At 55.4% G+C, this 11664-nt stretch carries 7 protein-coding genes and 1 pseudogene; 5 read left to right on the top strand and 3 right to left on the bottom strand.

What is annotated here, in order from left to right:
• Nucleotides 1–832 precede the first annotated feature (832 nt).
• Nucleotides 833–1600, top strand: coding sequence for a replication initiation protein (locus tag ACP7E4_RS18375; protein WP_426116463.1), 768 nt, complete (start codon nt 833–835; stop codon nt 1598–1600).
• 621 nt (nt 1601–2221) lie between these two features.
• Here ACP7E4_RS18375 and ACP7E4_RS18380 read toward each other — a convergent pair.
• The 3 genes and pseudogenes from ACP7E4_RS18380 to ACP7E4_RS18390 form a co-directional block, all read right to left on the bottom strand.
• Nucleotides 2222–3067: a methyl-accepting chemotaxis protein gene (locus ACP7E4_RS18380; RefSeq protein WP_426116505.1), complete on the bottom strand. Its 846-nt coding sequence runs from the start codon at nt 3065–3067 to the stop codon at nt 2222–2224.
• A gap of 15 nt (nt 3068–3082) precedes the next feature.
• Nucleotides 3083–4213 (bottom strand): annotated as a pseudogene (locus tag ACP7E4_RS18385) (HAMP domain-containing protein); the annotation flags it as partial.
• Nucleotides 4214–4387: 174 nt separating this feature from the next.
• The gene (locus ACP7E4_RS18390; protein WP_426116465.1) at nt 4388–5530 is read right to left on the bottom strand and encodes a glycosyltransferase family 4 protein; all 1143 of its coding nucleotides are present in this window, start codon (nt 5528–5530) and stop codon (nt 4388–4390) included.
• A 286-nt stretch (nt 5531–5816) separates the two neighbouring features.
• Between ACP7E4_RS18390 and ACP7E4_RS18395 the strand changes: the two genes are divergently transcribed.
• The 4 genes from ACP7E4_RS18395 to gmd are packed head-to-tail and all read left to right on the top strand — an operon-like array spanning nt 5817 to nt 11348.
• Nucleotides 5817–7556, top strand: a complete 1740-nt coding sequence (locus tag ACP7E4_RS18395) for a type I secretion system permease/ATPase (protein WP_426116467.1) — start codon at nt 5817–5819, stop codon at nt 7554–7556.
• Between the two features lie 23 nt (nt 7557–7579).
• Nucleotides 7580–8893, top strand: coding sequence for an HlyD family type I secretion periplasmic adaptor subunit (locus tag ACP7E4_RS18400; RefSeq protein ID WP_426116507.1), 1314 nt, complete (start codon nt 7580–7582; stop codon nt 8891–8893).
• On the top strand, nt 8890–10305 hold the full coding sequence (locus tag ACP7E4_RS18405; protein ID WP_426116469.1) for a TolC family outer membrane protein: 1416 nt from the start codon (nt 8890–8892) through the stop codon (nt 10303–10305). The genes ACP7E4_RS18400 and ACP7E4_RS18405 overlap by 4 nt, the downstream gene beginning before the upstream one ends.
• Nucleotides 10302–11348, top strand: coding sequence for a GDP-mannose 4,6-dehydratase (gene gmd, locus ACP7E4_RS18410; protein ID WP_426116471.1), 1047 nt, complete (start codon nt 10302–10304; stop codon nt 11346–11348). Before ACP7E4_RS18405 ends, gmd begins: the two co-directional genes overlap by 4 nt.
• Nucleotides 11349–11664: the final 316 nt, after the last annotated feature.

Below are 11664 nucleotides of genomic sequence, written 5' to 3' on the forward strand. Positions count from 1 at the left end.
CTGTCGCAGATATTCTGTTCAAACCAAGGTCCAGGGCGCTCATTGGCCTCTCAGCGCGCCACCGGGGTGTTCTTCACGCACCAGCTCGCCAAATGCAGAGTTTGTTGCTTGTGCGCGCTCTGAGGAGCTCGGCTGGTGATTTTGCTTTTGGCTGTGGCTTTTGATTTTCCCAAACAGGAAAAATGAGCTTCACGCCCCTTTTTAAAATCTTTTTTTCTTGTTTTTAAGCTTGTTTTTAAATCTTGTTTTTAGCACCTCTGCAGGCCTTGAATTACGTGGCCTCCAGAGGTGCATCGACTACAAATTCCGGCTATACGACTACAGATTCCGGCTACGCGACTACAAATTTCAGCCCTTACGACTACAAATTTCAGCTATTACGACTACAAATTCCGGCTGTTATCCACAGGCAAATCCCCTCCAGATCGTCTCGCAGGCACGTTCTGCAAGACAGATAACGACTACAAATTCCGGCTATACGCATCAGGAGGTCGGCGCTGCCACAAATCCTGCCTTCGCAAGCGCTTCTATCGACTACAAATTCTGGCTATGGCACGCCTGGTGGCATTTGTCCGATGTTTAGTCAAGGTTACATTCTGAAATCCTTTTCCCAGGAATTGCGTTTTCCGTGTAACGACTACAAATTCCGGCTATGCCGTACCGGACATACGACTACAAATTCCGGGTATGGCTCTTTGCTATCTTACGACTACAGATTCCGGCTATGGCCAATGGCCCTGCTATCGACTACAAATTCCGGCTATGAAAAGGGAGGAGAAACTTCTCGCCCAAGCTTGTTACTATCGACTCCTCACCGCGCCAGGATTAGTCGATGACCACCCGAGAACCTTCATCATTGCTTGTGACCAAAGCCAATGATCTGATAAGTGCGTCCTATCGCCTGACCCTTCAGGAACAGCGCCTGCTGCTGGCAGCCATTGCCCAGGTTGATCCCCGCAAACCCATGCCCTCCAAGATCACCGTGACTGCGGCGAGCTTCGCAGAGATCTATGGCGTGCCGATCCGGTTTGCCTACACCAACCTCAAGGAAGCAGCGGATTCCCTCTACGAGCGCGATATCCAGACCTTTGACGGCAAGAACCGCACGCGTATCCGCTGGGTCTACAAGGCGACTTACGCCGAAGGCGAGGGCCGGGTGACCCTGAACTTCACGGTCGATGTCATCCCCTACCTGTCGATGCTCAACAGCAAACTGACCTCCTACGATCTGCGTCGCGTTGCCAATCTGAACTCCATGCACAGCTTCCGGTTGTTCGAACTGATGATGCAGTTCAAAAGCACTGGCGTGCTCATCATCGAGGTCGAGAAACTGCGCATCCTGCTGGACCTTGGTGACAGCTACAAACGATTCAACAACCTGCGTCAGCGCGTCATAGCCCCGTCCATCAACGAGATCATGGCCAAGTCGGGAATTACCATCACGTACCAGACCATTACCGAAGGCAAGACGGTGAAGAGCCTGATGTTTCGCTTCCAGGAAGCTGCGCAAATGCGCCTCTCCCTGGGCGACGGACTGGAAGTGATTCCGGCAGAACGTGTTGTTCTTCTTGATGAATTGCCTTTAGAAACAGATAGTTAAATTAAAGATATATAGCTATATATCTAGCTATCCTTATATCTATCTAGCTAAAACAAGGCTTTTGGCCATAGCCGGAATTTGTAGTCGATAGCCTTCAGCCATGGTCACTTGGCTGCTCTATCGCGCGCATCTCAGCGAATTGTTCCGTCCCCCGGTATCCTCGTTTTTTATGTACCAATGGGTCAAAGTGTGACCGATTCAGTAGATTTCTTCGCTTTTTATCCCTGAAAAGCCCGTAAACCCCCTACATATCAGCCCTTGGGTAGCTAGATAGATGGATATCTAGCTAGCTATATAGCTATCTAAAAAACACATTCTCATAAATGTTACATAGCCGGAATTTGTAGTCGATAGCCCGTTCTACGCGGCCTGCAAGGCACATTTCATTTCCGGGTATGAACGGAAGACGCGCTCAAGCTCGCCATTTTTGGTTGAAAACAGCGATCCAGAGCGTGATTTGTCCGGGAAACAACGCATTAGCACAGTACGGCTCAATAAAAGCTGACAAAAATCAGCTTCTACGCAGGGAATATTCCGACTAATGGCATAGCCGGAATTTGTAGTCGATAGGCCGTGTAGTAGAGGAAGCTTTCGTCTTTTCCTACAGTCACAGCCTATAAGTCAGCGCACCTTGAAGCGGTTGACCAGGATTACCAGCCGCTCATTGGAGGCCAGCAGCGCTTCGGTACTCTTGTCGGCCTGCTGCCCGCTGTTCACCAGATCACTGACCATATGCCGGATGGCGACCATGTTCTGGTTGATCTCTTCGGTCACTGCGCTTTGCTCTTCGGCGGCTGTGGCGATGTGTGCGCTGAGATCGTGGATGCGCAGCACGGAGCTGGCCATACCATCCAGCCCTTCATTGACTCGTGAAGTCCGATCGGCTGTGGATTCGCAACTGGCCTTGGTCTTGACCATCGCCCCCACGGCATCGTTGACGCCCTGCTCCAGCCTGGCCAGCATCTCGTTGATTTCCGAAGTGCTCTGTTGTGTGCGTCCGGCCAGGGCGCGCACCTCATCAGCCACCACGGCAAAGCCACGACCTTGCTCACCAGCCCTGGCGGCTTCGATCGCGGCGTTGAGTGCCAGCAGATTGGTTTGCTGAGCGATGCCACCAATCACACCCAGTACATCGGTGATGCGCTTGGCGTCGCTCTGCATGCCTTGAACGTATTGCGTGGCGCTTTCTACTTCTTCCACCAGGGACAACACGCTTACTGACGCCTGATCGACCACCTCTTTGGATTTTTGCGCAGCGTCGTTGACGCTTTGCGTAAAGCTCGCGGTCTCGTTGGCGCTTTGCGCAACGCTGTCAGCCGTGGCGCTCATCTCGTTGATCGCCGTCACCGCCTGATCGGTTTCCGAGGCATGGCGATCGAGGATTTGATTGGTGTGTCGCGATTGCTGCTGCAGTTGCACCAATTCCCCGGAGATCTGACTGGTCGCCGCGGCCACATCGACCATCATGCCCTGCAGATAGGCAATGAAGCGGTTGACCGAGTTACCGACGGCATCCAGCTCATCCTCGCCCTTGATCGCAATACGTCGCGTCAGATCCGCTTCGCCTGACGACAATGTGTCAATGTTGCCGCGCAGTACGGTCAAGCGGCCCATCAAGCGACTGATGGCGAAAACCAGCACCACCACCAACAGGATCACCAGCGGAATCTGAATCAGCCCAAGAGTCTTCAACACCTCATTGCTGTGCAAAGTCAGCAGCGAAGTGGGCAGGGCGGTCGCGATCAACCAAGGCGTGCCGGGCACCGCTTTGAGGAAAAACGTCAGGTCGCCGGCTTGCGGGTCTTTATAGGCCTGCTGATAAAGGTTGCTGCCGGAGATGCTGCGCAAGCCTTCCTGAATCTGTTTGGCAAACAGCGACTGATTGCTGAAGTCCGCGACGTTCTTGAGCACGATCTCGCCGGGAATCGTTTCCTGATTGGTGAGGATCTTGCCGTCGCGTTCGACGATCATGATCTGCCCCTGGACTTCCTTTTGTTTGTCCTGAATCAGGCCATTGAAAAAGCCCAGGGTAACGTCGATGGTCGACACGCCGAACAGCGCGCCGTCCTTATAGATACCCATTGCACAGTTGGTGCGCGGTTGTGGGCTGGCTGCATCCTGATAAGCCGCCGCCCAGGCGCATTGCCCTTTGGGGGCATTCTGGCCAGCCTTGTGCCATGGCTGCTCGTAGTAATTGGGCGCCGCATCAGAGTTCCAGTACGTGCTGACCACCAGCTTCCCTGAAGCATCCCGATGATAAAAGGTGCTGTGCTTGTTGCGGCCTGGCGTACGCATTTGCGTCATTGGCCAGATCCCGCCGCCAAACACCTTGGCGTCCCCATACTGATCGATCAACCCTGGCATAACCCGATCAATGCCGTCGCTGTCCAGCAGCGGAACCGCCTGGGTAATGCCTCGCGATTGCGCCTCGACCCGAGCCAGATCCGTCAGGATGCGCGTGGCCACCTGATCGACCTTGTGCAACACCACCTGCTCCTCAGTGGCCTGAATTTTCGGCGCGACGAAATGCTCGATGCCCTGCGCGGTAATCAGCGCGATGGCGGCGATCAGTACGATGAAAATCACGGTGTAGCGAGCCTGGACGGTTTTCATCGGCGATCTCGTATCAAGGGATTTTTTATTGGATGGATTTCACACTATCGGCAAGGCAGGAGGGGAGTTGAGAGGCTGCGATGAATGGCGGCTAGCTAGCTATATATCTAGATATATAGCTAGCTATCATGCGGGTATTTTGCGCAGCGCAAAGCCCGACGTGGTAGCGGTTGTTCAGTGATTTTTTATAGGGTGTGTGGCATCGGCTGTCTTTAACAGCTCGCGATAAACCTGTGTTGTTGTCGCGCACATGCGTTCTGCGGTGAACAGTTTTTGAAAGCGCGCCTTGGCGTTGCTGCCAAAGTCTTGAGTCTGCTGTGGGTTATCCCACAGTCTGCGCATCGCTTCACGCAAGGCGAGCGGGTTATTGGGCGGGACGGCCAGACCCGTTTCTTCGTGCAGGTTGACGTACGTGGTGCCCGTTCCGATCTCACAGGAGATCATCGGCTTGCCATACATCGAAGCTTCCAGCAGGGAAATCCCGAATGCCTCTGAACGCAGATGCGAAGGGAAGACCAGCGCGTAGCACATCTGCAGCAGGCAGGCTTTGTCTTCATCATCCAGCCGGCCCAGAAACAGCACGTTGCGCAACTGCAGCTTTTCAGCCTGGGCCTTGAGTTCTTGCTCCTGCGGACCGCCGCCGAGAATCACCACCGGATAATCCACGCCTTCAAGGGCGCTGAGCAGGCTGTCCAGACCCTTGTAATAACGCAGCACACCCACGAACAGGAAAAACTTCTCCGGCACTCGCTTGCGCCATTGATCCTGTTTTTGCGTCGAGACTTTTGGATATGCCGACTGATCCAGTCCGTAGGGAACCACAGTCGTTTTGTCTTTGAAGGGTCTGAGTGTTTCGCTGGATTCAAGATAATTAGGCGAAGCCACCAGGATGCGATCCATGCTCTTTAGCAGCTGGTTCATCAGCGGATCGTAAAGCTTGAGCAATGTGCGCTGTTTGATGATGTCCGAGTGATAGCTGAGTACCGTCGGTCGGCCATGACGGGTAGCGAAATGCACCAGATCCATCATTGGCCAGGGAAAGTGGAAATGAACGAGATCGGCCTCGGCGGCCATTTCCTTGAACTGGCTGAACACCTTCAGGGAAAACCCGGTTGAAGCAATGTGGAAGTTTTCTTTGACCCGCGTGACCTGATGATCGGCAACCTGCAGCCGGGCAGGGGAGGGGTTGGGGCTCAGGGTCAGCACCCGGCCTTCAACACCAAAGGCGCGGCTGCCCTGGCAGAGCTGGAAAATGACCTGCTCGATGCCGCCCGTGGTGTCAGGGTAATAAGTCTTGAAAAAATGCAGAACGCGCATGACAAACCCACTGGTACTGCGAGAGGGAAACCGCCCGTCTGTTGTTCACGACTGAAACATTACTGGATCGCAGCTGAACCACTGGTTGTTAGGAAACAACATGGGGGATTGAAGATGCGCGGAACTTTACTCTTGCGTTTGAGGACGTTGCAACAACAAATAAGAGAATTTTCCTACGTAGGAAACGACTGACGTCTGATTCCCATAAATGGTTTTTCATTTATTGCACGTTAGGGGGGTGATACACTCCCGCGCTTTTCCATACCCCCGTGGCAGTTCGGAAATTATGCGCAACGTAGATGAAAACAGCTTGCAGGCTGCTTTAAAAGCTTGTAAAGGCAGTTTCATATCAGTCGGTGTTTTCAGTTTGTTTGTTAACGCCCTGATGCTTGTCCCCACCTTTTATATGCTCCAGGTATACGGACGAGTGGTCACTAGTGGAAGCTTGTCGACCCTGGCAATGCTGACCATCATCATGGTCATTCTCACCATCACGACGGGTCTGCTGGAGTGGATCCGTTCGCGGATCATGGTCCGGGTCAGCACCAAGCTTGATGTGATATTGAGTCGCGACGTTTACCGCGCCAGTTTCAAACAGGCTTTGGCTACCGGCGGTATGAATGCTTCCGCGCAACCGCTTAGTGACCTGACAAGTTTGCGTCAGTTTCTGACGGGGAATGGCGTATTTGCATTCTTCGATGCGCCTTGGCTGCCGATCTACGTTGCTGTGATGTTCATGTTCCACCCTTGGTATGGCTGGATGGCCATCGGTTGCGCGATCGTTTTGATCTGCCTTGCGTATGCCAACGAAAAAGTAACCGGCAAAGCGATCGCCGATGCGAATCGGGAAAACATCGCGGCCAGCCTCTACACCACCAAAAATCTGCGTAATGCTGAAGTGATTGAATCCATGGGGATGCTCAATTCCCTGATCAATCGCTGGTCGCTGCGTCAGAAGAAAGTCCTGCTGCTGCAATCGGTGGCCAGCGACAACGGTGGCGTCGTGACGTCCATGTCGAAAACCTTCCGGGTGATGGTGCAGTCGCTGATTCTCGGTCTGGGTGCCTACCTTGCGGTCAACCATGAAATCAGCCCGGGCCTGGTCATCGCCGGTTCCGTGTTGCTGGGGCGCGCCCTGGCGCCAATCGACCTGATCATTGGTAGCTGGAAAGGCTTCATTGCCGCCCGTGGCCAGTACAGCCGTCTCAATGAAATTCTCAGCAAGCTGCAATCGGAACCGGTACGCATGGCGCTGCCAGCTCCGGAAGGCAACGTGACTGTCGAGAACATGATTGTCGGTGCACCGGGCTCGCGCTCGGCCATCATCAAGGGCATCAGCTTCGCCGTTCAGGCGGGCACCGTGGTCGGTGTGATCGGGCCAAGTGCTTCCGGCAAATCGACCCTGGCCCGAGCTCTGTTGGGCATCTGGCCGCCGCAGCACGGATCTGTGCGTCTGGACGGTGCCGACATCAGCAACTGGGACAAGTCAGAGCTGGGGCCGTACATCGGCTACCTGCCGCAAGACATCGAATTGTTTGAAGGCACCATCAGCGAAAACATCGCCCGTTTCGGCGAAGTCGATGCTGAGCTGGTGGTCCAGGCTGCCAAGGTCGCCGGTGTCCACGAAATGATCCTGTTGCTGCCAGACGGCTACGACACGGTCATTGGCAGTGACGGCGTAAACCTTTCCGGCGGCCAGCGTCAGCGCATCGGCCTGGCCCGCGCCATTTATGGCACGCCAAGGTTGATCATCCTCGACGAACCGAACTCGAACCTCGACGAAGTGGGTGAACGCGCACTGTCCTACGCACTTGAGTACCTGAAGGCGACGGGCGCGACCATTTTCGTGATCACTCACCGCACCAATATCCTCTCGCAACTTGATCGCCTGCTGGTGATGAAGGATGGGCTGCTCAGCATGTACGGCCCGAGCGAGCAAGTGATTGCAGAGCTCAGCGCAAAAGCCAAAACCCAACAAAAAGCGACCCCGGTTGCTACCTCAGGCGCAGCGCCTTCTAGCGTCTGATCAGGAAGATGTCGATGAAAACTATGATTACCACCGCAGCCGACAACTTCCATGATCTGCCGACTTCCGACGCCAAGACGCGTCGGCTGGGCTTCGGCATCATTTTTGTGGTGTTTGGCATCTTCGGGACCTGGGCTGCATTTGCACCCCTGGACAGCGCCGCGAACGCGCCCGGTGTCGTCACCGTGCAAACCTATCGCAAGACGGTTCAGCATCTGGAAGGCGGTATCGTCAAAGAGCTGCTGGTGCATGACGGTGATACGGTCAAGAAGGGCGATCCGCTGATCATTCTCGACGACTCCCAGGTCGGCGCTGAATATGAAATGAATCGCAGCCAGCTGGTTGCTGCCAAGGCCACCGAAGCGCGTCTGCGCGCCGAGCGTGATGGCAAGACCACCATCGATTTCGGTGATGCAATCGAGCCCAATACCACGCGTGGCCAGGAAGCACAGTTCAGCGAAACCCAGATCTTTAATGCCCGCCGTAACTCGCGCATGGGTGAAATCGCCGTACTGCAAGAGCGTATTGGTCAGCTGAACGAGCAGATCAAAGGTCTTGGCAATATGATCGGTACCAAGAACAATCTGGGCAAATCCTACGCTGGCGAGATTGGTGAGTTGCGCGAGCTGCTCGCTCAGGGCTTCGTCGATAAACAACGCATGCTGGAACAGGAACGCAAACTGGACGGCCTCAAGTCCGAGATTGCCGACCACAACTCGACGATCACCAAGACCCGCCTGCAGATCAACGAAACCCAGTTGCAGATCGTGCAGCTGACCAAGGATTTCAACTCCGACGTCGCCAAGCAATTGGCTGATACCCAGACCAAGGTCTACGACCTGCAGGAACGTACGGCTGCCTACAAAGACCGTATGAGCCGCATCGTCATTCGTGCTCCGGATGATGGCATGGTGATCGGCATGACCGTCCATACCGTGGGCGGTATTGTTCGCGCGGCGACGCCGTTGCTGGACATCGTACCGTCGATTTCTGACCTGATCGTCGAAGTGCATGTGTTGCCAGTCGATATCGACCGTATCGGCGTCGGCAAAACCGCCAAGATCCGTTTCAGTGCGTTCAACAGCGCAACCACTCCGGAAATCGAAGGGGTCGTGACTCAGGTGTCGGCTGACCGCCTGACCGATGAGCGTACCGGCGCGCCGTATTACCTGGCTCGCTTGCGCGTGACCGAGGATGGCGAGAGGAAGCTGGGTGATCGCAAGCTGGTTCCGGGCATGCCGGCCGATGCCTTGATCAATACCGGCTCGCGGACCATGTTGCAGTACATCTTGCAGCCGGCACGCAACGCTATCTCCGAATCGATGATCGAGGAATGATCGTGCGCCTCCTGTTTCCATACATGATGTTGGGAATGCTGTCGTTTCAAGTGCAGGCCGCCGAACCGAAAATCGCCGTCCCGACCACGCCCAAGCCGCCACCGACCAGCGTCAGCGCCAAGGAATACTCGGCAGACCTGATGTCGCTGTACCGCGAGTCGCGTCTTGAAGACCCGCGCGTGCTGGCGTCTTACGCGCGTGCCCAGGCCAGCAAGGAACACGCCCGTGAAGCATTCGGTTCGTTGTTGCCGCAGTTGACCGCCAATGCCGGTGCCAACCGCATCAAGCAGGTCAATGAAACCACCAACCAGATCTACAACAGTGAAAACTACAGCCTTAGCCTGAGCCAGGCCCTCTACAACAAGGCGGCCTGGGAGAACTATCAGAAGTTCAAACTGACCATCAAGCAGACCGAAGCAGAAACCGTTGAAGCTCAGGCCGAAGCCACGGTCGACCTGGCCCAGCGCTATTTTGCCGCACTCGCTGCGGACGATGAGCTGGAGCTGACCCAGGCCGAGCGCCGCGCCACGCAAAAAAACCTCGACCGGGTCAACGCCCTGTATGAGAAGAAGTACGCGATGATCACTGACGTACTCGACCTGCGCGCGCGGGTCGATACCCTGGCCGCCCAGGAAGTCGACGGGCGCAATCAGGTACGCCTGAGCCGCGCTGCATTGTCTGAAATCGTCGGTCGCCCGGTGACTGAAAAACTCAGCCGCATCCGCTCCGACGTGGAGCTCAAGGTGTCGGAGGAGAGTCTGGACACCTGGGTACAACAGGCGATGCAGGACAACCCGTCGCTCAAATCCACCCTCAGCGCCGTGGAAGTTGCCGGCGCAGCGGTGCGCGGCGGCAAAGGCGGACACTATCCGACCTTGTCCCTGAATCTGAGTGCACAAAATACCAACGAAGGCTATAACAATGCCTTGGCACCTAAAACCGACAGCTATGTAGCAGGGCTGCAGTTGTCCGTGCCGATCTACAGCGGCGGTTCGACGTCGGCGCGAGTGCGTGGTTTGGTGCAGGACCAGATATCCGCCGAGCAGCAATTGGAAGCGACTCGTCGGCAGGTCGTCAAAGAAACTACCAATGCGTACTTGACCGCAGACTCAAGCGTCGAAAAAATACGTGCCAATCGCAATGCCTTGGCATCCGCTGAGCAGTCGACCATTGCCTCTGAAAAAGCTTTTACCTACGGTGTCGTCAACGCTGTGGATGTTTTGACCGCGACACAGAATGAGTTCAAGGCTCGTCGTGATCTGCTCAAGACACAATATGACTTCATTACCAATCTGTTCATCCTCAACCGCTGGGCTGGCAAGCTGTCCGATGAAAGCGTCGAGAGCGTCAACATTTGGCTGAGCAATAACAGTAAAACGGACCCAGTCCCCGACCGGAATACTAAACAATGAACGCACCAACCAAATCTGTAGTTATCACCGGTATCACTGGTCAAGACGGCGCTTACCTCACCCAGCTGCTGCTGGAAAAAGGCTACAAGGTCTACGGCACCTATCGTCGCACCAGCTCGGTCAATTTCTGGCGTCTTGAAGAAGTCGGCGTCGCTACCCACCCGAACCTGGAACTGGTCGAGCACGACCTGACTGACTTGAGCGCCAGTATTCGCCTGCTACAGAAAGCCGAGCCGTCCGAGGTTTACAACCTGGCTGCTCAGAGCTTCGTGGGCGTGTCGTTCGACCAGCCGCTGACCACCGCTGAAATCACCGGTCTGGGCGCGGTCAATCTGCTCGAAGCGATCCGCATCGTTAACCCGAAGATCCGCTTCTATCAGGCCTCGACTTCGGAAATGTTCGGCAAGGTCCAACAGGTTCCGCAGACCGAAGCCACCGACTTCTACCCGCGCAGCCCGTACGGCGTGGCCAAGCTGTATGCCCACTGGATGACCATCAACTACCGCGAGTCCTACGGGATGTTCGGTTCCAGCGGCATCCTGTTCAACCACGAGTCGCCACTGCGCGGTAAAGAATTCGTGACCCGCAAGATCACTGACGCCGTAGCGCGCATTTCCTTAGGGATGCAGGACGTCCTGGAACTGGGCAACATGGACGCCAAGCGTGACTGGGGTTTTGCCAAGGAATACGTCGAAGGCATGTGGCGCATTCTGCAAGCCGATGAGCCGGACACCTTCGTCCTGGCCACCAACCGCACTGAAACCGTTCGTGATTTCGTGTCCATGGCCTTCAAGGCCGTTGACATCAATCTGGAATGGAAAGGCAGCGCCGACAACGAACACGGCATCGACACCAACACCGGCAAGACCGTTATCCAGGTCAACCCGAAGTTCTACCGTCCTTCTGAAGTCGAATTGCTGATCGGCGATCCGGAAAAAGCCAAGCGCGTGCTGGGCTGGGAAGCCAAGACCACCCTGGAGCAGCTGTGCCAGTTGATGGTTGATGCTGACCTGGAACGCGTAAAAACCGGTAAATCCTTCTAAGTTTCAGTATGTGCCGCCCGCCGCTGGAGCCTCTGCTCTGCCGGCGGGCGCGCCTGCTTTTGGTGAGCCGTATCTTTAGCCATTTGTTGTATGCAAGACATCTATTGCCCTCGATGAAATCCCTGCTGCCTGTAACAACCCGGTACAAGATTCGTATAAACCCAGTAGGAGGGGACTTGTCCCCGATGGCGCCGGATCGGCCGACATCATTTCGCCTGATCCAATCCGGTGTCTGCGCCGACGTTTCCCGGACAAGTCCGGTCCTACCGAATTCGTGCAAAGCCGGTAGGAGGGGACTTGTCCCCGAAAGCGTCAG

The sequence above is a fragment of the Pseudomonas sp. DSP3-2-3 genome, from assembly GCF_049898225.1.
In the GTDB taxonomy this organism is placed as follows: Bacteria; Pseudomonadota; Gammaproteobacteria; order Pseudomonadales; family Pseudomonadaceae; genus Aquipseudomonas.

What these genes read in the sequence shown, in the direction of transcription:
- ACP7E4_RS18380 (WP_426116505.1), bottom strand. Translation starts at nt 3,067, where the DNA reads ATGATGGTCGATGTGGCCGCGGCGACCAGTCAGATCTCCGGGGAATTG.
- gmd (WP_426116471.1), top strand. Translation starts at nt 10,302, where the DNA reads ATGAACGCACCAACCAAATCTGTAGTTATCACCGGTATCACTGGTCAA.
- ACP7E4_RS18375 (WP_426116463.1), top strand. Translation starts at nt 833, where the DNA reads ATGACCACCCGAGAACCTTCATCATTGCTTGTGACCAAAGCCAATGAT.
- ACP7E4_RS18390 (WP_426116465.1), bottom strand. Translation starts at nt 5,530, where the DNA reads ATGCGCGTTCTGCATTTTTTCAAGACTTATTACCCTGACACCACGGGC.
- ACP7E4_RS18400 (WP_426116507.1), top strand. Translation starts at nt 7,580, where the DNA reads ATGATTACCACCGCAGCCGACAACTTCCATGATCTGCCGACTTCCGAC.
- ACP7E4_RS18395 (WP_426116467.1), top strand. Translation starts at nt 5,817, where the DNA reads ATGCGCAACGTAGATGAAAACAGCTTGCAGGCTGCTTTAAAAGCTTGT.
- ACP7E4_RS18405 (WP_426116469.1), top strand. Translation starts at nt 8,890, where the DNA reads ATGATCGTGCGCCTCCTGTTTCCATACATGATGTTGGGAATGCTGTCG.